The sequence below is a fragment of the Sphingobium sp. TomTYG75 genome (assembly GCF_054771635.1).
In genome coordinates this window covers 99,951-122,923 of the sequence record NZ_BSRE01000001.1, presented here as the reverse complement: position 1 = coordinate 122,923, position 22,973 = coordinate 99,951, and the positions used below count along the sequence as shown (strand labels likewise).

18 protein-coding genes are annotated in these 22,973 nt (G+C 59.8%); 11 read left to right on the top strand and 7 right to left on the bottom strand.

Translation table 11 applies throughout. The features are described from left to right. Window positions 1-49: 49 nt before the first annotated feature. Entirely contained in the window at window positions 50-1,528 is a 1,479-nt protein-coding gene (purF, locus tag ACYU81_RS00520) for an amidophosphoribosyltransferase (protein ID WP_449472500.1), read from the bottom strand. 181 nt (window positions 1,529-1,709) lie between these two features. On the opposite strand from purF, the gene ccmC reads away from it, so the two are divergent. The 7 genes from ccmC (at window position 1,710) to ACYU81_RS00485 (ending at window position 8,623) form a co-directional block, all read left to right on the top strand. After that, the gene (ccmC, locus tag ACYU81_RS00515; protein ID WP_460985891.1) at window positions 1,710-2,432 is read left to right on the top strand and encodes a heme ABC transporter permease CcmC; all 723 of its coding nucleotides are present in this window, start codon (window positions 1,710-1,712) and stop codon (window positions 2,430-2,432) included. Window positions 2,433-2,564: 132 nt separating this feature from the next. Beyond that, window positions 2,565-3,011 carry a cytochrome c maturation protein CcmE gene (gene ccmE / locus ACYU81_RS00510; protein WP_449472484.1) on the top strand — a complete coding sequence of 149 codons (447 nt, stop codon included), beginning with the start codon at window positions 2,565-2,567 and terminating at the stop codon, window positions 3,009-3,011. Between the two features lie 46 nt (window positions 3,012-3,057). Beyond that, entirely contained in the window at window positions 3,058-4,989 is a 1,932-nt protein-coding gene (locus tag ACYU81_RS00505) for a heme lyase CcmF/NrfE family subunit (RefSeq protein ID WP_449472482.1), read from the top strand. Beyond that, window positions 4,986-5,513 carry a DsbE family thiol:disulfide interchange protein gene (locus ACYU81_RS00500; protein WP_460985890.1) on the top strand — a complete coding sequence of 176 codons (528 nt, stop codon included), beginning with the start codon at window positions 4,986-4,988 and terminating at the stop codon, window positions 5,511-5,513. Before ACYU81_RS00505 ends, ACYU81_RS00500 begins: the two co-directional genes overlap by 4 nt. Further along, window positions 5,510-5,920, top strand: a complete 411-nt coding sequence (locus ACYU81_RS00495; protein ID WP_460985889.1) for a cytochrome c-type biogenesis protein — start codon at window positions 5,510-5,512, stop codon at window positions 5,918-5,920. The genes ACYU81_RS00500 and ACYU81_RS00495 overlap by 4 nt, the downstream gene beginning before the upstream one ends. After that, window positions 5,917-6,561 carry a tetratricopeptide repeat protein gene (locus ACYU81_RS00490; RefSeq protein ID WP_460985888.1) on the top strand — a complete coding sequence of 215 codons (645 nt, stop codon included), beginning with the start codon at window positions 5,917-5,919 and terminating at the stop codon, window positions 6,559-6,561. The genes ACYU81_RS00495 and ACYU81_RS00490 overlap by 4 nt, the downstream gene beginning before the upstream one ends. Before the next feature lie 133 nt (window positions 6,562-6,694). Continuing rightward, window positions 6,695-8,623: a potassium transporter Kup gene (locus ACYU81_RS00485; protein WP_460985887.1), complete on the top strand. Its 1,929-nt coding sequence runs from the start codon at window positions 6,695-6,697 to the stop codon at window positions 8,621-8,623. A gap of 47 nt (window positions 8,624-8,670) precedes the next feature. Here the strand turns inward: ACYU81_RS00485 and ACYU81_RS00480 are convergent, their stop codons facing one another. After that, a complete protein-coding gene (locus tag ACYU81_RS00480; protein ID WP_460985886.1) occupies window positions 8,671-9,135 on the bottom strand; it encodes an Hsp20 family protein in 465 nt (154 codons plus the stop codon). A 459-nt stretch (window positions 9,136-9,594) separates the two neighbouring features. On the opposite strand from ACYU81_RS00480, the gene ACYU81_RS00475 reads away from it, so the two are divergent. After that, the gene (locus ACYU81_RS00475) at window positions 9,595-10,845 is read left to right on the top strand and encodes a lipoprotein-releasing ABC transporter permease subunit (protein ID WP_449472472.1); all 1,251 of its coding nucleotides are present in this window, start codon (window positions 9,595-9,597) and stop codon (window positions 10,843-10,845) included. Further along, window positions 10,838-11,527: an ABC transporter ATP-binding protein gene (locus ACYU81_RS00470; protein WP_460985885.1), complete on the top strand. Its 690-nt coding sequence runs from the start codon at window positions 10,838-10,840 to the stop codon at window positions 11,525-11,527. Before ACYU81_RS00475 ends, ACYU81_RS00470 begins: the two co-directional genes overlap by 8 nt. Here the strand turns inward: ACYU81_RS00470 and ACYU81_RS00465 are convergent. After that, window positions 11,513-13,321, bottom strand: coding sequence for a diguanylate cyclase (locus tag ACYU81_RS00465; protein WP_460985884.1), 1,809 nt, complete (start codon window positions 13,319-13,321; stop codon window positions 11,513-11,515). The two genes, ACYU81_RS00470 and ACYU81_RS00465, sit on opposite strands and share 15 nt — an antisense overlap. Window positions 13,322-13,490: 169 nt before the next feature. Between ACYU81_RS00465 and dnaE the strand changes: the two genes are divergently transcribed. Beyond that, the gene (gene dnaE, locus ACYU81_RS00460) at window positions 13,491-17,033 is read left to right on the top strand and encodes a DNA polymerase III subunit alpha (RefSeq protein WP_460985883.1); all 3,543 of its coding nucleotides are present in this window, start codon (window positions 13,491-13,493) and stop codon (window positions 17,031-17,033) included. Here the strand turns inward: dnaE and ACYU81_RS00455 are convergent, their stop codons facing one another. The 4 genes from ACYU81_RS00455 to ACYU81_RS00440 are packed head-to-tail and all read right to left on the bottom strand — an operon-like array spanning window position 17,034 to window position 21,168. Beyond that, window positions 17,034-18,101 (bottom strand): PA0069 family radical SAM protein, encoded by a 1,068-nt coding sequence (locus tag ACYU81_RS00455; protein WP_460985882.1) that lies wholly within the window; start codon window positions 18,099-18,101, stop codon window positions 17,034-17,036. Window positions 18,102-18,146: 45 nt separating this feature from the next. Continuing rightward, window positions 18,147-18,674 carry a molybdenum cofactor biosynthesis protein B gene (gene moaB, locus ACYU81_RS00450; RefSeq protein WP_460985881.1) on the bottom strand — a complete coding sequence of 176 codons (528 nt, stop codon included), beginning with the start codon at window positions 18,672-18,674 and terminating at the stop codon, window positions 18,147-18,149. Beyond that, window positions 18,674-20,461, bottom strand: a complete 1,788-nt coding sequence (locus tag ACYU81_RS00445; RefSeq protein WP_460985880.1) for a lytic transglycosylase domain-containing protein — start codon at window positions 20,459-20,461, stop codon at window positions 18,674-18,676. The genes moaB and ACYU81_RS00445 overlap by 1 nt, the downstream gene beginning before the upstream one ends. Continuing rightward, a complete protein-coding gene (locus ACYU81_RS00440) occupies window positions 20,458-21,168 on the bottom strand; it encodes a uracil-DNA glycosylase family protein (protein WP_460985879.1) in 711 nt (236 codons plus the stop codon). Before ACYU81_RS00440 ends, ACYU81_RS00445 begins: the two co-directional genes overlap by 4 nt. 138 nt (window positions 21,169-21,306) lie before the next feature. On the opposite strand from ACYU81_RS00440, the gene ACYU81_RS00435 reads away from it, so the two are divergent. Further along, the gene (locus ACYU81_RS00435) at window positions 21,307-22,959 is read left to right on the top strand and encodes an electron transfer flavoprotein-ubiquinone oxidoreductase (protein WP_460985878.1); all 1,653 of its coding nucleotides are present in this window, start codon (window positions 21,307-21,309) and stop codon (window positions 22,957-22,959) included. Window positions 22,960-22,973: the final 14 nt, after the last annotated feature.

The window sequence follows — 22,973 nt, the reverse complement described above, 5'->3', positions numbered from 1 at the left end:
AGGTAGTGGTTGCCCATGACCGGGCAGCCATCCAGAAATGACCTGTCGATCAGACGACCCGTTCAGCGAGCAATTCAAGCTGGTTCTTCACCACGACGTCGTCCTGATCGGTGAGCGTGGTCGGATAGTCGCCGGTAAAGCAGGCGTCGCAATATTGAGGGCGGATGTCGGCCCGTTTCGTTTCGCCCAGCGCCTTGTAGAGGCCGTCGATCGAAATGAAGGAAAGGCTGTCGGCATGGATGAAGTCCTGCATGCCGCCAATGTCCAAGCGATGCGCTAGCAACTTCGTGCGTTCCGGCGTGTCGACGCCGTAGAAGCAGCTATGTTTTGTTGGCGGGCTGGCAATGCGCATATGCACTTCCTTGGCGCCTGCCTCACGCATCATCTGCACGATTTTGAGGCTGGTCGTTCCCCGCACGATCGAATCATCGATAAGAACGACGCGCTTCCCGGCGATTAGGGCGCGATTGGCGTTGTGCTTGAGCTTGACGCCAAGGTGGCGGACCTTGTCGCCTGGCTGGATGAACGTCCGTCCGATATAGTGGGAACGGATGATGCCCAGTTCGAAGGGAAGCCCTGACTGCTGGGCATAGCCGATGGCTGCAGGCACGCCGCTGTCGGGAACGGGAATGACCAGGTCGGCATCGACAGGATTTTCGATTGCCAATTGAGCGCCGATCGCCTTGCGAACCGAATAAACGCTTGAACCATCCACGATCGAATCGGGGCGGCTGAAATAGACATGTTCGAAAATACAGGGGCGCGGATGTACATCGCCGAAGGGGCGATGGCTGCGCATCTCCCCATCATGAGTGACGATGACTAGCTCACCCGGATCGATGGAGCGAATATGGTCGGCGCCTACTACGTCAAAGGCGACGGTTTCCGACGCGAAAATGGTGGCGTCGCCCAGCTTGCCCATGACCAGCGGCCGGATGCCGAGCGGGTCGCGGCACGCGATCATGCCTTCGGGCGTAGTCACAATCAGCGAATAGGCGCCCTCGATCTGCTTGAGCGCATCGATGAACTTGTCGAGCAGAGTCCGATAGGTCGAAGTCGCGACCAGATGGATTATCACTTCGGTGTCGGAGGTCGACTGAAAGATTGAGCCGCGACGAATCAGCTCGCGGCGGAGCTTCATCGCATTGGAGATATTGCCGTTATGCGCGATGGCGAAGCCGCCGGAGTTAAGCTCGGCATAGAGGGGCTGTACGTTGCGGAGGGACGTTTCGCCCGTGGTCGAGTAACGGACGTGCCCGGATGCCGTGTGGCCCGGCAGGCCGCGAATCACTTCATCGCGGTCGAAATTGCCCGCCACATGCCCCATGGCGCGGTGGGTATGGAAATCGTGACCGTCCCAGCTGGTGATGCCGGCGGCCTCCTGTCCACGGTGTTGAAGCGCATGAAGGCCAAGCGCGACGATCGCCGAAGCGGTCTCGGCTTGAATGACGCCGAAAATGCCGCATTCTTCACGCAGCTTGTCGTCGTCGAACGGGTTTGTCGTAAACATGGGTGCGAGCGGATCCATAGCCGATGCTGTGCGCCTCAAATGGCTGCTGCGCGCGCATATAGTGGTTCGATCCTGATTTGTCGCCTGTCTGAAACAAAAAAGGCTGTTTGGGACGCCGTGGCAGCGACATTATGTCCTATGCGCAACAGAAAAGGGCCACTGGCTTTGCGCGTTCGGCGCAGCTAAAGAGCCTGTCCAAATGCATCGCTTCGCCAATCCTGCCCGTTTCCTGAAGATCGCTCGGCCGCTGACCACTTGGCTGTTCTGGCCAGGGTTGGTTCTGCTTCTGGTGGGTGCGGGCTGCGGGCTGTTCATTACCCCGGCTGACTATCTCCAGGGTGAGACGGTTCGTATACTCTATATCCATGTACCCGCGGCATGGCTTGGAATGGCCGGATGGACAGGAATTGCTGTGGCGGCGCTGATGCAGCTGGTCTGGCGACATCCGCTGGCCGCTGTTGCGGGACGCGCGATTGCGGTCCCAGGCGCGCTGTTTACGGCTATTTGCCTTGCGACAGGGTCCATTTGGGGACGCCCCACCTGGGGAACATGGTGGGAGTGGGACGGGCGGATGACGTCCATGCTCGTACTCCTTTTCCTTTATCTTGGATATATAGCGCTGGCGAATGCCAGTGCGCGTCAGGAACAGGGCGGCGTCAGCGCGGCTACAGCCATTTTTGGCTTGGTCGGGGCGGTCAATATACCGATCATAAATCGCTCCGTCGTGTGGTGGAACAGTCTCCATCAGGGCCCCAGCATCACGATGCGCGGGTCGAGTATCGACACCTCGATTCTCTGGCCGCTGGGGCTTACCCTTATCGGTTTTTCCCTTTTGTTCGGGGCGATCGTGTTGATGCGGATGCGCACGATATTGGCGCGCAACAAGGTGGAAGCGCGCATGCAGCGGCTGGCGCGGGGATAATGGCATGAACCAATGGGCTTTCGTCGTCGGCGCTTATGTGCTGACCTTTTCGGGCACCTTGGCCCTCTGCCTTGCATGCTGGCGCTCCATGCGTGACGCAGAGTCGGCTGCACAGAGATTGTCAGACCGTCCATGAAAGCGAAACATCAGCGCCTCATTCTGGCGATCGTCGCATTGTTCGCCTTGATCGGTGCGGGTTTACTCGCGGCATCGGCATTGCGCGACGAAGCCGCCTATTTCTACGCGCCCGCCGACGTTCGTGCCAAAGGTGTCGAACCGGGCAAATCCATTCGTCTGGGCGGCATGGTGGTGAAAGGCAGTCTCAAGCGAGCCGCCGACGGCGTGACAATGCATTTTGACGTGACCGACGGAAAAGCGACCGTTCCTGCCGTTTTCAAGGGCATCGCTCCAGATTTGTTCAAGGAAGGATCCGGCGTGGTCGCGGAAGGATCGTTCGATGGCACGGGTACATTCATCGCCACCAACCTTCTGGCCAAGCATGATGAACGGTACATGCCTCGGGAACTCGAAGGCATTCAGTATAATGAGACGACCCACGAGATGAAGGCAGGCCAGTGAACGTTGTTAGGGTGGCCATAGGGCGGGAACGAGCGGAGAAGGCGGCATGATCGCCGAAGCGGGCTTGGCCGCGCTATGGCTTGCGGCGGCGCTGGCGTTTCTACAACTGAGCCTGGTGGCTTTCGGGCTGGCGGGAAAAAAGAGCGAATTGCTCCAGGCGGTCCGACCAGTAGCCGTTGCCCAAGGCGCTCTCACCGCCATTGCCTTTGTGGCGCTGATAACGCTTTTCATGCGGTCGGATATGTCGGTGCTGTTGGTCGCCACCAACAGCCATTCCATGAAGCCGTGGCTTTACAAGTTCGCGGGAACTTGGGGCAACCATGAAGGCTCTATGCTGCTCTGGGTAACGGTCATGGGCGTCGCGGGGTCTGCCGTTGCCCTGTTTGAACGGGCGCTACGGCGGGACACGCATATGGCGACGCTGGGCGGTCAAGCGGCTATCAGCCTGGGGTTTTATGCCTTCCTGCTCTTCGCATCCAACCCCTTCGCGCGGATCACTCCTCCCGCAGCGGATGGTCAAGGACTCAATCCTCTGTTGCAGGATCCCGGCCTCGCGTTCCATCCGCCGACCCTTTATCTTGGATATGTCGGCCTCTCCGTCGCCTTCTCCTTTGCCATTGGCGCGCTGCTGACGCGGCGGGTTGATGCAGATTTCGCTAAGGCGATGCGTCCTTGGGTGCTGGCAGCATGGATACTTCTGACGCTCGGAATCACGGCTGGCAGCTACTGGGCCTATTATGAGCTGGGCTGGGGAGGCTGGTGGTTCTGGGATCCTGTGGAAAACGCTTCGTTGATGCCTTGGCTCGCAGCCACGGCCTTGCTGCACAGCGTGACGGTACTCGCCACGCGCGATGCCTTGCGGGCCTGGACAGTGATGCTGGCCGTCATCGCGTTTTCTATGTCGATGGTTGGGACCTTCCTGGTCCGCTCGGGCATATTGACGAGCGTCCACGCCTTCGCCGTTGATCCGGAACGAGGCAGCTTCATCCTGATCCTCCTGGGCCTTTATATCGGAGGCGCGCTGGCGTTGTTCGGATGGCGGGTCGGGGCGGTTCGTGAAGGCGCGCCGTTCGAGCTTGTCAGCCGCGAAACCATGCTGGTGATCAACAATCTGCTGCTGACGGTGATACTGGGCCTGGTGCTGATCGGCACCCTCTATCCGCTGCTGACCGAGGCGTTCGGGCATAAGGTATCGGTTGGTGCTCCTTATTTCGACAGGATAGCTGGCCCGATTGCGCTCATCCTGATGATCGTCATGGTGGCGGGACCATTGACCCGCTGGCGCCGGGACAAGCTGGCAGAGGTTGCCGGGCGCATGATGATTCCGGCAGTCATCGCCTTGATCGCTCTTGCCGTCATGGCAATGCTCGCCTGGGGACGGATTGGCGTGCTGCCGTTCCTTGGGCTGGTCATCGCCTTGGCCGTTGCAGCGGGCAGCGTCGCCCCGTTGTGGAAGCGCAACTTGCGCCGTACGCCGCTGTTTACCTGGGGCATGGTCATCGCTCACCTCGGATGCGCTGTCAGCCTCGCGGGCATGGCTTGCGATTCTGCGTTTACCGTTGAAAAGCTGGCGGCCGTCCGCCCCGGCGACGTCGTCGAAGCTGCCGATTGGAAACTCCGCCTGGTGCAGATTTCGCCGATCGCCGGAGACAATTGGACAGCCTTACAGGCTGACATGGAGGCGAGCCGGGGGAATGGCGCACCGGTTGCCCTGCATCCGCAATCTCGTTTCTTCCCTTCTCCCCCCACGACCACCACTGAAGCGGCCCTGCTGACGCGGTGGAACGGACAGCTTTATGTGGTGCTGGGCCAGGAGGCGACCGAGGGACGTTGGCAACTGCGGGTCTGGTGGAAGCCCTTTGTCACGCTGATCTGGTTTGGCGGCGGGCTAATTGCCCTTGGTGGCGCTTTGGCACTGGTAGGGCGCGAGCGCCGCGGATGGCTTCTTAAATGGCGCAGCAGGACGCTCGCGACATGAAGAAGCTCTTGATCTGGCTACCCCTTGTCTTCTTTGCGGGATTTTTCATCCTGTTTGCGAGCGGCTTGCTGAAACCGGACGACCGGGTCATCACCTCCAAGCTCGTCGGCAAGGCATTGCCCGAATTCACTTTGCCAGCAGCGGCTAGCGATCGCCCCGCCTTGGCCAGCGCGGAACTGGCAACGGGCAAACCCCGGCTGCTGAACATCTTCGCCAGCTGGTGCGTCCCCTGCGCGGCCGAAGCTCCGCAGCTCATGGCGCTGAAGCAAGCAGGTGTGGAAATTGACGGGGTTGCGATCCGTGACGCCCGTTCTGATGTCGATCGCTTCCTTCAGCGCTATGGGAATCCATATAGCCGTATCGGCCTTGATGCGCGCAGCAGCGTGCAGATCGCGATTGGCTCCTCCGGCGTGCCAGAAAGCTTCATCATCGATGGAAAGGGGCGCATCGCCTACCAGCATGTCGGTGACATAAGGGCGGATGACATCCCGATGATTCTCCAGCGTTTGGAGGCTGCGAGATGACACGGCTGCTGACATTGCTTGCATTGCTGATGAGTTCGCCGGTGCTGGCGCAGTCGGCGCTTCCTCCGGCTCCCTATGCAGACCGGCAAATCGATGATCCGGCGCTCGAGCGAAAGGCGAAGGCGCTGATGGAGACGATTCGCTGCCTCACTTGCCAGAGCCAATCTATCGCTGACAGCAACGCCAGTCTGGCAGGTGATATGCGTTCCCAGATCAGGGAGCGGATCATGGCGGGGGAACAACCCGAGCATATCCGGAGCTGGCTCATTGAACGTTACGGCGATTGGGTAAGTTATGAGCCTACGGCGGACCCGGTTCTTTGGCCGCTTTGGGGCGCGCCATTACTGCTGATCGGCCTTGGGCTGTTGCTTGTGCGCGGCCGGATTAAGCGGGGAGGACCGCGATGACAGGATGGGTCATAGCGGCTGCGTTTGCTATTTGCCTGATGGCGCTTCTGGTAGCCGTCGGCCGTATTCCGCGCGTTTCATGGGAGTTGACGGCTGCCGCTCTGCTACTCGGCCTTGCCGGTTATGCATGGCAGGGAAATCCTGGCTTGGCGGGAGCGCCCAGAAATGCTGCTGCTTCGAACGGCAAGCAGTTTGATGAGCAAGTCGCCCAACTACGCCGCGGCATGGCGGAGCGCTATGGTCCGGCAGGGCAGTGGCTGATGCTCTCAGACGGCCTTGGCAGGCAGGGCAAGACGAAAGAATCGGCGAACGTGCTGCTTGCGGGCATCAAACAATCGCCCGGTGATCCCAACCTGTGGTTGGGTCTGGGCAATGCGCTTGTGGCACATGCCGACGGTGTGGTGTCGCCGAGCGCTGACTTTGCTTACCGGCGCGCCATGTCGCTTGACCCACAAGCGCCTGCTCCGCCCTATTTCTACGGCCTGGCTCTCGTTCGAGCGGGCCAGTTACAGGCCGCCCGCGATCTTTGGGCGCCTTTGGCTGCAAGGGCGCCTGAAGGCTCGAAAATCAAGGCGGAACTGGAGCTTAACATTGAGCGTATCGACGCGATGCTGGCTGACAGCCCGCCTGCGGTTCAATGACATGGCTCGTCAATTGCGCTGCTCAGGGAGGCGTGATAGGGCGCGCGCCATCCTTGTGAGTTAAGCGGGATTGTCCCCGTGCGCATGCCTTGGCTTGAGTGTCGTATGATCATGACCATCTGGCGTTTCCTTCATGGCTGATCAACTGGCGAGCGCCGTCGCGAGCGCGCAGGACGACGAGTCCGAAGGACATAGCCACGCGGGCCAGAAAGCGACGGCCAAGCTTGTCGTCGGGGCGATCGGCATCGTGTTCGGCGACATCGGCACCAGCCCGCTCTACGCTTTTCGTGAAACTTTCGCGGGCCATCATCATCTGGCACTCGATCCCGATCACATCCTTGGCGTCATCAGCCTGATGTTCTGGTCGATGATGCTGGTCGTGACGCTGAAATATGTCTCGATCATCATGCGCGCCGACAACAAGGGCGAAGGTGGCAGCCTTGCGCTGCTCGCGCTGATCAACGGACAGACAAAGACTCAGCGATGGTCGCGCGGCATCGTCCTTTTGGGCGTGTTCGCGACCTCGCTTTTCTACGGCGATTCCATGATCACCCCCGCGGTGTCAGTGTTGTCGGCTGTGGAAGGCCTCGCCGTTTATAACTCTGAACTGGCGCCCGCGATTCTACCTGCCGCAGTGATCATATTGGTGTGCCTGTTTTGGATTCAGGGCTTTGGGACCAATCGCGTCGCTGCCCTATTCGGCCCCATCATGCTGCTGTATTTCGTCACGATCGCGGCCCTGGGCATCATCAGCATAATCAAGACGCCTGGCATTCTCCTGGCGTTCAATCCCTATTGGGCGTTCATGTTCTTCATGACCGATCCGTTGCCGGCCTTCCTCGCCTTGGGCGCGGTCGTCCTTGCGGTGACCGGGGCGGAAGCGCTGTATGCCGATATGGGTCATTTCGGGCGCAGCCCGATCCGCGTGTCCTGGCTTTGCTTCGTCCTCCCGGCGTTGATGATGAACTATATGGGGCAGGGGGCTCTGTTGTTTCGCGAGGGCGCGGCTGCGCTCCACAGCCCCTTCTATCATCTGGCACCCCAATGGGCGCAGTTGCCTCTGATCGGCCTCGCGACTCTGGCAGCGATAATCGCCAGCCAGGCAGTCATTTCCGGCGCATTTTCAGTGACGCAGCAGGCGATCCAACTGGGCTTCATGCCCCGCTTGCGGATCGCGCATACCAGTGCCTCGACCGCGGGGCAGATATATATCCCCCTCATCAATTGGGGATTGATGGTGATGGTCATCCTGCTGGTGCTGGTGTTCCAGACATCGTCCAATCTGACTGCCGCCTATGGCATCGCCGTCACCGGAGCGATGTTCATCGACAATCTGCTGCTAACCGTGCTGCTCTATCGGCTGTGGAAGTGGCGCTGGTATTATTCCGCACCCTTGCTTGCGGTATTCTTCATTGTGGACGGCGCATATCTCGCGGCCAACTTTACCAAGGTTCCGGATGGCGGCTGGTTCCCGCTGCTAATCGGGTTCGTCGTATTCACGCTGCTGACCACATGGTCGCGTGGACGTCGGTTGGTGCAGGATCGCTTGCGCGAAGGCGCGATGCCAATCCCTGTGTTCGTAGCCTCGGCCGCTAACAGCGCCGTGCGCGTTCCGGGGACGGCCGTGTTCATGACATCCACGCCAAACGGCGTTCCCCATGCCTTGCTCCACAATCTGAAACATAACAAGGTGTTGCATGAGCGGGTCATCCTGCTGACGGTGAAGATCAAGGACGTTCCAGTCGTTGAGGATGATGGCCGATGCAGGCTGGAGGATCTTGGGAAGGGATTTTTCCGCCTCGTGCTGGAATATGGGTTCATGCAGGAACCGGATGTTCCCGCGGCCCTCAAGAATGTCACCGGATGTGGTCAGGCATTCAGGATGATGGAGACCAGTTTCTTCCTGGCACGCCAGACCCTGTTGCCGTCTGCCAATCCAGGAATGCCCCTGTGGCGAGAAAAAATCTTCGCCTGGATGCTGCGAAACGCGGAAAGCGCGATGGAGTTCTTCCGCCTTCCGACCAACCGCGTTGTCGAACTGGGTAGCCAGGTAGAGATTTGAGATGCAAAAAGGGCGCGACCTTCAGGCCGCGCCCCATGAACATCCGATCAGGCTGCGTCGCGATCCTTGTTGATATCGACCAGCTGCACGCCATTCACAGCGATCTTCTTTGGCTTCATCGCTTCAGGAATTTCGCGGACTAGTTCGATCGTCAGCAGGCCGTCCGCAAGATCGGCCTTTTCCACCCGCACGAAGTCGGCCAGTTCGAAACGCCGCTCGAAGCTGCGATTGGCGATACCGACATGCAGGAATTTTGAGCGATCGGAGTTCGGGCTATCTTCCTTGCGTCCGACAACCTGCAACAGATTTTGTTGAGCAGTGATATCGATTTCGTCAGGCCGAAAGCCCGCCACGGCAAGCGTAACCCGATAGCGGTCTTCCGAAAGACGCTCTATATTGAAAGGGGGATAATTGTCGCCCTGCTGCAACCGGGCATTGTTTTCGATCAGATCGAAAAGTCGGTCGAAACCCACAGTGGAGCGGCGATAGGGGGTAAGGTCAAAACCACGCATGTCATAATCTCCATCAGAGCAAAATGATCATACCGGACCCATGCTGGCGTCCGGCGATACGATGCGCGACCCCATCAGGCGGCCGTGCGTCGTTGATATGGTTGAACGAAATCGGGTTTCAAGAGGCCTGTTTCGGCCGGAATCAAAAGTGCCCGGATCGTGTTTCCACGATCCGGGCACTAATGGACGATTGCTCGTCTCCCCCTTGGTCTGCCTCAACCACTTCTCAGCCCCCTAAGCTTGAAGCGGGAAGCAGTATCCCTGAACCACGGCCATTAACCTGTGCTTCGATGACTTTGCTATGGCTCCGAAGGCCCGCTGTCACGGGCTATTTCCGTACGGGAAGATTTTAGCTTCACGCCTGTGGCTGGCGTGCAACAATCTGCGATGCTTGCCGTTAGTTGAGACCCTGCTAGACGGGCAGTAATTAACATCACGCAAAGGGCCGTTCGCGCCACTATGATCTTGTCACGCTACGAACGTATGATTGCCAAGCGCTATCTGCTGCCTGGGAAGGGGGAAGGATTCATTTTCCTCGTCGCCGGAATAAGCCTCGCCGCCGTGATGTTGGGGGTGGCCGCGCTCATCATCGTGATGAGTGTGATGAACGGGTTCCGCGCTGAGTTGTTCGACAAAATTGTGGGACTGAATGGCCATGCGGTGGTGCAGGGCTATGGTGGACGGTTGCCCGATTGGCGATCCATATTGAAAGAAGCAAAGGCGACGCCCGGCGTCACCAGCGCAACGCCGCTTATCGAACAGCCGCTGCTCGGCAGCTTTCAGGGACGGGTCGAAGCGGTCCTCGTCCGGGGCATGACCGTCAAGGACATCCGGAACAATGCGACACTAAAGGCGAAGGTGCTGGCAGGGAGCATGGATAACCTCACCGCCAACGCGGGCAAGGTTGGCATAGGATCGCGACTGGCTGAAAATCTGGGCCTTCAGCTTGGCGACAGCATCACCATAATCAATCCCGCAGGGCGATCGACGCCGTTCGGTACTGTACCGCGCCAGATTTCCTATCAGGTGGCGGCGATCTTTGAGGTGGGTGTCTACGACTACGACAAGGCGTTCGTCGTGATGCCTGTGGAAGATGCGCAGACCCTATTGTTGCTCGGCGACGTGGTCGGGATGATCGAGATCGAGACTGTGGATGCTGATCGGGTGGGAACGATCTTGGAACCGCTGGCTGGAAAGGTTGCGGGTCGGGCTGTCGTGACCGATTGGCGCCAGATGAACGCCTCCCTCTTTGAAGCACTGGCCGTTGAACGGGTCGCGATGTTCGTGGTGCTTTCGATCATCGTGCTGGTCGCGGTTTTCAACATCCTTTCCTCGCTGATCATGCTGGTGCGAGCGAAAACACGTGACATCGCGATCTTGCGAACGATGGGCGCAAGCCGGGTTGGGCTCGTCAAGATATTCATGACCGTGGGCGTGACCATCGGATCGTTGGGCATGGTGGCCGGGATGGTGCTGGGCTTCACCTTCCTGTTTTTCCGGCAGAGTGTGGTGAATGCGATCCAGTTCCTGACCGGGCAGAATTTGTGGGATCCCTCGATCCGTTTTCTGACCGAACTGCCGGCCAAGCCAGACCCTATCGAAATCACGATCATCTGCCTGATGGCGTTGATTTTCAGTTTCCTTGCTACGCTCTATCCAGCCTTCAAGGCTGCCAATACCGATCCCGTTCAGGTGCTGCGCTATGAATGACATATTGAAGGTTGCGGGCCTGAAGCGCAGCTTCACTCAAGGAGGTGTCACGATCGAGGTCCTGCGCGGCGTCGACCTGACCGTCGGAGAGGGAGAGATCGTGGCGCTGCTCGGGCCGTCAGGGTCCGGCAAATCGACCCTGTTGCAGGCGGTCGGTCTGTTGGAAGGCGGATTCGACGGGTCCATCCGCATCGATGGTGAGGAAGCTGCGCGCCTCGATAATGACGGGCGGACGCGTTTGCGCAGGGATGCATTGGGCTTCGTCTATCAATTCCACCATCTGCTGCCGGATTTCAACGCGGCCGAAAATGTCATCCTCCCCCAGGTTATCCGCGACAAGGAGTTCCATGCGGCACGTGCACGTGCCGAGTCGCTCCTGACATCCTTGGGCCTTGGTCATCGTCTGGATCATCGGCCGAGCCAACTTTCTGGTGGCGAGCAGCAACGCGTGGCGGTGGCTCGGGCACTCGCAAACCGGCCTGCCTTGATCCTGGCCGATGAACCCACGGGGAATCTGGATGAACGGACAGCCGATATCGTGCTGGCCGAATTTCTCAGCCTTGTGCGGGAGGAAGGCTCCGCCGCTCTGGTCGCGACCCATAATGAAAGGCTCGCGGAAAAGATGGATCGCGTCGTCCGTCTTCATGAAGGGTTGCTGGAGGAAGATTCAGGCCTGAACTGAGGCATCTTCACGGACAGTGGCTACCACGATCTGGTCTCGTCCTTGCGCCTTTGCGCGAAGGAGCGCGGCGTCGGCGGTTTGGACGAGTTGTCCGGGTTTGCCATGATCGGGATAGGCGGCGAGCCCGAATGAAGCCGTGATAGGGCCAAGCTCTTGATGGCCATGCTGCACGCGCAGATTTTGAATCCTCGCTTGGACATGCCGCGCACGATCGATCGCCTGATCCAGCGAAAATCCGGGCATCAACAGCACGAACTCTTCACCACCCAAGCGGAAGGCGACACCGTCTTCACGGAGCGAGTCATCGAGCACACCGCCCACGGCCCGCAGCACCGCATCTCCGGCATCATGGCCATATGCGTCATTGAAGCGTTTGAAATGATCGATGTCGATCATGAGGCACGCCAGAGGAGAGCGATCGCGCGTGCTGACCGCCACCGCGTCTTCAAGTGCGGTGTCGAACCGCCTCCTGTTGGCGAGGCCGGTCAACGCATCGACCATCGCCATTTCTCGCAGCGCATCGCGGAGGCGGAGGTTTGCCAGCGCCAGCCCGATATTTTCGGCCAGCATCTCCAGATATTTCTCGGTCCTCTCGATCTGATCGGCTGCGAGGCTGCTGGGCTCTTCGAAATAAAGGAGACCAATGGTCTCACCTTGCGCAGCCAGCGGGATGCAGATGGTCGAAGCCGAACATTGCCCGCCCAGATGTTCGCAAGGAATGTCGATTATGTTCCCCGAAGGCCGGTGCGTCTGGCCGCGACGCAATCCCCAGCAACTTGAAGGGGGAAATTCCTCGTTCGACCATAGTGGCGACAACCAGTCGCAAGCCTGGCGCATCGCATTCCGGCGGGCGTCGTGGATGTATAGCCTGCCCGCGAAGCCGGGTGCGATCTCCGGCGCGAACCGTCGCACGACGTCGATCAGATCGGAGCTGTTGTCACAACCCTGAAGGCGCTGCGTCATGCGGGAAAGAAGGTCCTGCATGATCCGGTCAGCGTCGCGTTCCTTCTCCAGCCGTTGCCGCTCCAGGCCATTTTCGCGGAAGATCCGGATCGCCTGAGCCATATCTCCGATTTCGTCGACATGCGAAAATTCCGGCGGGATTGCTGCGAAGTCCTGTGCGGCCAAACGGGTAACTACATCGCTCAGGCGAACGACGGGGTGCAGGATGCGCTGTTTGAGAATGAAATAGAGAACACAGAGAAAAAGGAGCGCCGTGGCGCCGAGCATGATTTCGGACATGCTTCGCCATTGCCGCGCAGTCGTTGTGGCACGGGCGATCATCGTTTCGGTACGTTGATCTAGCATGTACTGAAACTTGCCGATCTGGGCACCGATGCGGTCGAGTTCGCGGCCATATTCATCGCCGAACAATATCGTCCGTGCAGTGTCGCGATTGCCTGCCTCGACGGCGCGTAAGGCCGCTTCCTGTTCATCGGTGAGAGCGTCGGTCCAATGTAGGGCGTCGCGAAGAGCACGAAGTTCGGCCTCAGTAGCACCCGCATCACGCAACCTGTCGATACGCTGTTCGACCGAGCGCAGTGCAGCTTTCTCGCGCCGGTACGCAATGACGTGAGTGGGATCTCCGGTAATCGAGAATGCCCGCGCCTGCTCCGTCTGTCGGTAGCTGTCTTCGAGCAACGCGGCCGTCAGCTGATCAAAGACCGCGCGCTGCTCGACTGCGGTGCGTTCCGCCTTTTCAGCGCCTGATGCCATGAGCATCGTCGTGCCGGAAGCGAGCGTCAGGAGTACGGTGGCGCCATAAGCCCAGTTGGTGATCGTGGATAAACGCATATGCGTGCAATTATGTGTGAGAAGTTGGAGAATGCTTAATCATGGGGCAAGCGGCCCGGAGATTGCGCCACATTGGCGCAGCTTGCGAGCAGACGAACGCCGCCGTTTATCCACAGCATTTCTCAAGAAGGACTGGCGCCCGAGGTGGTAGCGGCGCTATCAATGCCGAATGCCTCATGCCGGTTTTGTACCCCTTCGCATTTTTTCCTCTTTCACCATGTTGGAAGGCGCGATCGAGCCGAAAAAGATCGCGAAGCAAGCGCGAACGCTGGGCTTTCCGGCAGCAGCGATCACTGACCGCAATGGCCTTTATGGGTCGATGGCTTTTTCAGATGCCTGCAAGGGCGAGGGCGTTCAGCCGATAATCGGAGCCATGCTGGGCATATTGCGGCCCGGGCGCCCTGCCAATGCCGCTGCTGTGCATGATTGGCTGGCGCTTTATGCTCAGGATGAAGCTGGATACGATAATCTTTGCGCGCTGGTTTCAATGGCTCACCTCGACCGTCCGGTCGAAGAAGTCCCCCACGTTACCTTGGATGCGCTGGTCGGCAGGACGGAAGGGCTTATCGCTCTGACCGCTGGAGCGGAGGGAGCGCTTGCTCGATTGTTCGCGGAGGACCAGCCCGACGCTGCGTTTGCCTATGCTGACCGGCTTCAGACCCTCTTTCCGGATCGCTTATATGTCGAAATTTGCCGGAGGCTCGATCCTGTCGAAGGCAGGGCGGAAGCTGAATTGCTCGAACTTGCCTATTCGCGTGATCTGCCGCTGATCGCTACCAATCCGACCTGCTTTGCTGAGCCTCACTTTCACGAGGCGCATGATGTGATGCTCTGCATCGCCGACGGGGCCTATGTTGAAACTCCCGACCGGCGGACGAGTTCGCCTGACGCCTGGATGAAACCGGCCGCAGAGATGAAGCGGCTGTTTGAGGATTTGCCGGAGGCGCTAGCCAACACGCTTGTAGTCGCCCAACGCTGCGCGGTCGCTGCACCAAAACGCAAGCCTATCCTGCCGAGTCTCGCTGGCGACATCGAAGGCGAAGCGCAGATGTTGCGGGAACAGGCAACGGCAGGACTGGAGTGGCGGCTGGAAAAGGCGGGGATTGAGGGAGATGAGGCCCGCCAGCCCTATTTCGACCGGCTGAAATTCGAAACCGACATCATCATTCAGATGGGTTTCCCCGGCTACTTCCTGATCGTTGCCGACTTCATCAAATGGGCGAAGGAACAGGATATTCCCGTGGGTCCGGGCCGCGGTTCGGGCGCTGGCTCGGTGGTTGCCTGGGCGCTCACCATTACCGATCTTGATCCCCTGCAACTGGGGTTGCTGTTCGAACGATTCCTCAACCCCGAACGCGTTTCCATGCCGGACTTCGACATCGATTTCTGCGAAACGCGACGCGGTGAAGTGATCCGCTATGTTCAGCAGAAATATGGCTCCGACCATGTGGCGCAGATCATCACCTTCGGTAAGTTGAAGGCGCGCGCGGTGCTGAAGGATACCGGACGCGTTCTGCAGATGAGCTATGGCCATGTCGATCGGCTCGCCAAGCTGGTGCCCAATCATCCGACTGATCCCTGGACGCTGGAACGGTCCTTGAACGGCGTGGCTGAGTTCAAGGCCGAATATGACAATGACAATCAGGTCAAAAGGCTGATCGACTATGCGATGAAGCTGGAGGGGTTCCCCCGACATAGCTCAACGCATGCGGCGGGCGTCGTCATTGGCGACCGGCCGCTGTCACAGCTTGTGCCGCTCTATCGCGATCCGCGGTCGGACATGCCGGTGACCCAGTTCGACATGAAATATGTCGAAGGCGCGGGATTGGTGAAGTTCGACTTCCTGGGTCTCAAAACGCTGTCTGTTCTGCAAAAGGCGGTCCAGCTGCTGGCCGGGCGCGGCGTCGAGATCGATTTGAGCATTCTCAGTTGGGACGATCCGGCGGTTTATGACCTTCTTCAGCGGGGCGACACGGTCGGCGTGTTCCAGCTGGAATCGGAAGGCATGCGCAAGACGCTAGCCGCCGTTCGGCCCACCAATTTCGGCGACATCATTGCGCTCGTTTCGCTCTATCGGCCCGGTCCGATGGACAATATTCCTATGTTCGGGCGCCGTAAAAACGGCCAGGAAGATATTGAATATCCTCATATTCTCCTGAAGCCTATCCTCGAAGAGACATATGGCATCTTCGTCTATCAGGAACAGGTGATGCAGGCCGCCCAGATTTTGGCGGGCTATTCCCTTGGGGACGCTGACCTTCTTCGTCGCGCCATGGGCAAGAAGATCAAGGCGGAGATGGATGCGCAGCGAGCGCGGTTCGTGGAAGGTTGCGCCGGGAGCGACATTCCGGCCGCCAAAGCCAATGAGCTGTTCGATTTGATCGACAAGTTCGCCGGCTATGGATTCAACAAGTCCCATGCTGCCGCCTACGCGCTGCTTGCCTATCAGACGGCGTGGTTGAAAGCGCATTATCCGGCGGAATTCTATGCCGCCTCGATGGCGTTCGATATCCATCTCACGGATAAGCTGACCATCTTTGTCGATGACATGCGGCGCATGGGCCTCAGCTGCCTTGCGCCCGACATCAATCGCAGCCTTGCCGACTTCTCCGTTGAACCGATCCAGCATGAGGGTGAGGATGCGCGCCTTGGTTTCGCGGTGCGCTATGCCTTGGGGGGGCTAAAGGGCGTCGGCGAAAAGGCGATGGAGCAGCTGGTTGCCGAGCGGGATGCGGGTGGGTCGTTCAAGTCCCTCGATGACTTTGCAGACCGGATAGAGCCGCGATTATTGAACCGCCGCCAGCTTGAAAGTCTCGCAGCATCAGGCGCGTTCGACGAAATCCATCCCGACCGGGCTGGAGTGCATGCAGCGGCGGATACTATCCTGAGCGTTGCCGCCAGTGCTGCTGAAGCGCGCGAAAGCGGGCAGGGCGGCTTGTTTGGCGACGTCGAGACGCCGCATGCAGACGTCCGAATTCCGCCCCATCAGACTTGGTCCACTGCGGACAGGATGGCGCAGGAAAAGGAAGCCTTTGGCTTCTACTTCTCGGCGCACCCTGTTGATCGCTATCGTCATCTGGCTGAGGCGCGTGGCGCGAGAAGCTACGGAGCGATCTGTGCCGAGCAGGTCGCGGAGGGCGGGCGCGCCAATGCGGTCATGGCCGCGATGGTGGAAGAGGTGCGCTGGCGCGAAACGCGACGCGGTGCGCGCTATGCGGCAGCGACATTCTCCGACAGCAGCGGGCAATTTCAGGCGAGTTGCTTCGATGAAGATGCATGCAAGGCTATCGAGGTTATGGCGCGGGACGGTGATTGCGCCCTGTTGATGGTAGAGCTGGATCGTATGCCGGGCGAGGAAACACCTCGCGTGACGATCAGAGGCGTGGAGCAGTTTAACCAACTCGCCAGCGCATCGCGGATGGAATTGGTCGTGGATGTGCAGGATGCATCAGCTGTCAACGCGTTGGCGGAACTGCTGCTACGCAACAGGGGCGGGCGCAGCGAAGTTTTCCTGCGTACCCCACTGGCGGGCGGAAAGGCTGCGCGGATGTTCGTTGGGGATGATTTCCTGATCGGGGCGGATCAGGTGGACGCGATCGCGCTCATTCCGGGCTTGTCCATCCAAAGATTCGAACGGATGGAGCCGAAAGCGGATGGGTATCGGGCACGGACTCGGCGCTCCGGCTTCAGGCTGGTTGCGGCAACGGCCTGATCAAAAGAGTTGAAGCTGTGGACCTGCGGGCGGATGGAACAGGTCGGTCCTGAGCATCAGCTTCTCGCCTGAAAAGCCGACGCGTTTTCGCGCTTTGATGAAACGGGTGCGTATCAGGTCGGCCCAAACCCCCTGACCGCGCATTCTGGTCCCAAAATCAGGATCATTGTCGCGGCCTCCCCTTATTTCATGAATGATTCCCATGACTTTTGCCGCTCGGTCTGGGTAATGTTCTTGAAGCCAGGCGCGGAATAGGGGCGCCACCTCGAAGGGAAGTCGCACCGGAATAAAGGTGGCGTCGCGAGCCCCGGCGGCGGCGATCGTCTCGACTATGGCCTCTATCTCATGGTCCGTGATGGCGGGGATTATGGGAGAGACGCTGGCGACGACCGGCACACCTGCTTGCGCCAGCTGACGGATAGCCTCAATCCGCCGAAATGGATGGGCCGCGCGGGGTTCGAGAGTGCGCGCGACCTTTGGGTCAAGGGTCGTTACGGAGATCATCACGGCAACGAGTCGGTCGCGCGCCATCTCCTTCAGAAGATCGAGGTCGCGAAGAACCCGGTCGGACTTTGTCGTGATGAAGAGTGGGTGGCGGCATTCAGCTAATATCTCAATAGATTGGCGGGTGATCTTCCATTCCCGTTCGATCGGTTGATAGGGATCGGTATTGGTCCCCATCGCGATAGGGGAGACTCTGTAGGACGGCTTTGACAGTTCGGCGCGGAGCAGGGCGGGCGCATCCGGCTTGGCGAAGAGGCGGGTTTCGAAATCTAGGCCGGGTGACAGATCATGATAGGCGTGGGTTGGCCGGGCAAAACAGTAAATGCATCCATGCTCGCAGCCTCGATAAGCGTTGATCGATTGGCTAAAGGAGAGATCAGGCGACTTGTTGCGGCTGATGATAGTGCGGGGATGTTCGACGGTGATCTGTGTGCGACGGCGCGGTGCCGGGCCATCAATGGCATCTAGCGTATCGAGCCAGTCGCCTTCAGCGATCTGTTCCGCGATATTGAAGCGGTGACTAGCGACATTCAACGTCGCGCCTCGACCCTTTTCAGCAACCATGCTCCATTAGAACATAATAGGAACATTGTAGCAAGGGCCAGTTCGTCAGCGCTCCATCAAGCGGGGCATCAGTTCGACGAAATTGCAGGGGCGATAACGGCTGTCGAGTTGGGTGGAGAGAATGCCGTCCCAAGCATCCTTCACCGCGCCGGTAGAACCTGGCAGTGCGAAGATATAAGTCCCGCGCGAGACGCAGGCGGTGGCTCGCGACTGTATCGTCGAGGTTCCGATCGTCTGGTAGCTGAGCCAGCGGAACAGTTCGCCGAAGCCAGGTATTTCCTTGTCCTGGACCTGGGCGATCGCTTCCGGGGTCACATCGCGACCGGTGACGCCCGTGCCTCCCGTGGAGATGATGCAATCAATCTGTGGATCGTCAATCCAGCTGTGCAGGCGCGCAACGATGGCGGCTCGATCATCTTTTTCGATATAGCGCGCAGCCAGTATGTGGCCCGCAGCCTTTATCCGCTCGACCAAGGTGTCGCCGGATCGATCGTCTGCAAGGCCTCTGCTGTCGGACACCGTCAGGACCGCAATTCGCACCGGCAGAAATGGCAGGTCCTCATCGATCGGCATTAGTCAGAGCCGCCCGCGATGCTGGGTGCGGACAGATTGCTGTTCTGGCTCAGCCTGACCATGCGCGTCCCCTTGGCGGTGGGGAAAGTCGGCCACATGCCCTGCGCCATGCCGGTGAGGCAATCGGCGCTGCCCTTCGCCTGGATTTGATACATCCAGTAGTTGCGCATGACGATGTTCACATAAGCGCGGGTTTCATAATAGGGCAGCGACTCCATGAACAGGAGAGGGTCGCCATTGTCCTTGACCTCGCTGTTCCACCGTTCGACGGGCAGCGGGCCTGCATTATAGGCGGCCATGACCTTGGGCAGCAGCCCGCCGGTGGCGCTCATGTTGCGGAGGTTTTCCAGGTAACGCTGGCCATATTCCATGTTGGTCGATGGCACGAAGAGTTGGGCAGGGGAGGAAAGCCCCAGGTCGCTGCCGGTGCCAGGCAGGACCTGCATCAGGCCGCGGGCACCTGCACTGCTGACGACGTCGCTACGGAACCCTGATTCCTGAAGTGTGTGGGCATAGATCAATGCGGGATCGACGCGCCATCCGCCATCCGGACGCCAGTCGGGCGTCGGGAAGCGGGCGAAGCTGCCAGGCTGTTTACCCGCCGGACCATTGTGCGCGAGCCAAAGCTGAGTGGCGGGAAGGCTGAGAGCGTTGGCCAGTTTCAGCAGCGCGTCATATTGGGCCGCGCCGCCCAGCCGCGCCTGGTGGCGGATGAACTGGTCGGCTTTCGCGATCTGCCCGATGGACGCAAGAGCAATGGCCGCGCGGACATTCGGGCTGTCCTTGAGCTGCTGCCAATCGGCTGCGCTAAAGTGGGGCGCCATTTTGGCGCCGCCAACGGGCATGCCCAGCGTCTCGCGGGCAAGCAAGCCATAGAAGGTTTCATCGGAACGAGCTGCGGTCTTTAGAAGGCTTTCGACCTTTTCGGCCTGACCGCAGACCATATAGGCGCGGGAAGCCCAATAGGCTCCCGCTGCACGCATGTCGGCATTTCCAGCGAGAGCCGCAACATTGGCGAACGCAGGCGCGGCTGTGGCGCAATCATGCTGCCGCCAAGATGCGAGTCCCAACGTCCAGTGCGCTTGTACCGTCCAGTCGCTGCCCGAACGGGTTTCGAGCGCTCGGTTGGCCATGCGGCGTGCGTCGGCGTCGTTATTCTCGATATAATAGGACCAGGCGACACGCTGGCGCACCTCCGTCACACCTTCAGGAGTAAGGCCGATTTCCCCGGACGCCAGCAGCGTTTCCGCTCCGACAGGATCATCATTCTTGATGAAAGGCGTGATCTGGCCAACCAGCGCCTGGGCCAGCAGGTCGGTCTTCGTCGTGGCGACATATTCGCGGCGGGGGGCCGAACCCAGCCATACCATCTTCTGGATTTGCGGGAGGGTCGGCAGGATCGTCGCGCCGCGCTTTTGCGCCAGCCGCGAAAGCTGATCCGCGTTGGGAAGCCAAGCTGCCTTGTTCACCAGGTCGAGCACATCGAACAGCTCAACGCGTGGAGAGTCCTTCGCCACATAGAGGTCGGAGAGGGCAACGAAACGCATCGGATCCTGCGGATCCAACGCCAGGATCATGGCTTTTGCGTCAGCCCAACTCTGGCTCGTCAGTGCGGCGTATATGGCCGAGTAACGCCCCTTGTCGGCGTCATTGATGGACAAGGCGGAGTTGAAGTCGGACCTGAATGCCGCGGCCGACGGCGCGTTATCCGCTTTTGCGGGCATGGCTGCGGCGGCACTCATGGCGGCCAGAGCCAGACAGGAAGATCGGGTGAGCGCGCGAATCACTGATGCATATCCTCGACCAGGCGTTGCAATGTGCGCCAACATTCCGCTTTCGCCGCAGGCTGCCCGAGCAGGAGCCGCGGGTGGAAAGTGGCTAAAGTAGGCACAATGCCGCCATCATGGTTAAAAAAGTGTAAACTTTCCATCCCTTGCTTGTCTTGTACGGGAAGGAATGTGCGGATCGTCCGGTCGCCCAGAAGTAGCAGCTTGCCGGGAGCGGCGAGGGAAACATGGGTGCGCATGCGATCGGCCGCAGCATTCAGATCCGCCGCCTCCACCATGCCGCCGGGTGGGCGCGCGCAAAAGAGGGAAGCGATGTAGGCCGTTTCACGCGACAAGCCGATGGCAGAGAGCATGGCGTCGAACAAGCGTCCGGCGCGGTCGGCAAGCAATGTGCCTGCGTCCATGTCGGCCGGATCGGGCATGTCCGTGATCACCATCAGCGGAGATCCAGCTTGTCCCTGCGGCAATATGGGCGTTCCGGCCCAGCGGCGCTCGGGTTGTCCCGCATCCTCAGCGAGCCAGGTCGTAAAATCCTGAAGCGATCCGGGCTTCTTCACCGTGGCGGGAGGGGAAGTGGATGATGGCGGAGCGGTCGCGGGCGTTGGTCGCAGCCAATTGACCGGCGTTTCCGTCGTCGCGCCATCAACGCCCGCCATGTCCCACCATGCCAGATAGGCGCTGGCAGCATCGGCCAAGTCTTCCGTCATTCCCCGCATCGTTCTTCTAGGGCCAGAGGTTGACGCCGGGGTCAAGAATCTTCATCGGCAACCAGTGGTAAATCGTTTGAGTAATGCGGCGGCCGGACAGGAGAGGGAAACTATCCGGCCCGTCTCGATGGAGGGATTATGAGCGAACGGGAATCGATGCCCTATGACATCGTCATCGTCGGCGGGGGACCGGCGGGGCTGTCCGCGGCGATCAGGCTGAAGCAGCTGGCCAATGACGCCGGTCAGGAACTGGCGGTGTGCGTTCTGGAAAAAGGGTCCGAGATCGGCGCCCATATTCTGTCGGGCGCGGTGATCGATCCCAAGGCGCTGGATGAATTGCTGCCGGACTGGCGCGCCATGGGCTGTTCGCTTGCCGAGGTTCCCGTGCGCGATAACCAGCACTGGTTCCTGACCAAGCGCGGCAAATTGCCCGTGCCCCACATCGCCACGCCGCGATGGATGCACAACAAGGGGACCTATACCGGGTCGCTGGGCAATCTGTGCCGCTGGCTTGCCGAGCAGGCTGAGGGCCTGGGTGTCGAAATATTCCCCGGCTTCGCCGCCGCCGAAATTCTCTACAATGAAGATGGTAGCGTAAAAGGCGTTGCCACCGGCGACATGGGTATCGACCGGGAAGGCAATCGCAAGGGCGATTATCAGCCGGGGCTGGAACTGCACGCCAAATATACCTTCTTCGCGGAAGGCGCGCGCGGCCACCTGACCAAGATCCTCAAGCGCCAGTTCGAACTGGACAAGGATTGTGAACCGCAGGTCTATGGCCTGGGCATGAAGGAATTGTGGGATATCGATCCCGCCAAGCACAAGCCGGGCCTGGTCATCCACACGCAGGCTTGGCCGCTGACTGACGCCTACGGCGGCGGCTTCCTTTATCATCAGGCCAACGGGCAGGTTGCGATCGGCTTTGTGGTTGGCCTCGGATACCGCAACCCCTACCTCTATCCCTTCGAGGAGTTCCAGCGCTGGAAACAGCACCCGGCGATCCGCCAGTATCTGGAGGGCGGGCGCCGCGTGTCCTATGGCGCGCGCGTGATCAATGAAGGTGGCTGGCAGTCAGTGCCGAAACTGGTGTTCCCGGGTGGTGCGCTGATTGGTTGCTCGGCAGGCTTCGTCAACGTACCGCGCATCAAGGGCACGCATACGGCGATGAAGTCCGGTATGCTGGCGGCCGAGGCGGCGTTTGAAGCGATTCAGAACGAACGCTCGCGCGATGTCCTGCACGACTATGATGATCGCCTGCGGTCGAGCTGGATCGCGGACGAATTGAAGCTGGTCAAGAATGCCGAGCCGCTGCTGGCCAAGTTCGGCAATACGATCGGCACGTTGCTGGCGGGTGTCGATATGTGGATGCGCACGCTGAAGATCGGCCTGCCTTTCACGATGAAGCACAAGCCGGACAATGAAAAGATCTGGCCCAAGGAGATCGGGCACAAGATCGACTATCCCAAGCCCGATGGGGTAATCAGCTTTGACCGGCTGTCCTCTGTGTTTCTGTCGAACACCAATCATGAGGAGGACCAGCCGGTTCACCTCCAGTTGAAGGACCCGTCCATCCCCATCGCCTACAACCTCCCCATGTATGACGAACCGGCGCAGCGCTATTGCCCGGCGGGGGTCTATGAGGTGGTTGGGCAGGATGAGGGCAATCCCCGGTTCCAGATCAACGCCCAGAACTGTGTCCACTGCAAGACGTGCGACATCAAGGACCCGACGCAGAACATCAACTGGGTCGTGCCCGAAGGCGGCGGGGGGCCGAACTATCCCAACATGTAGGCGCCTGCTCTCTG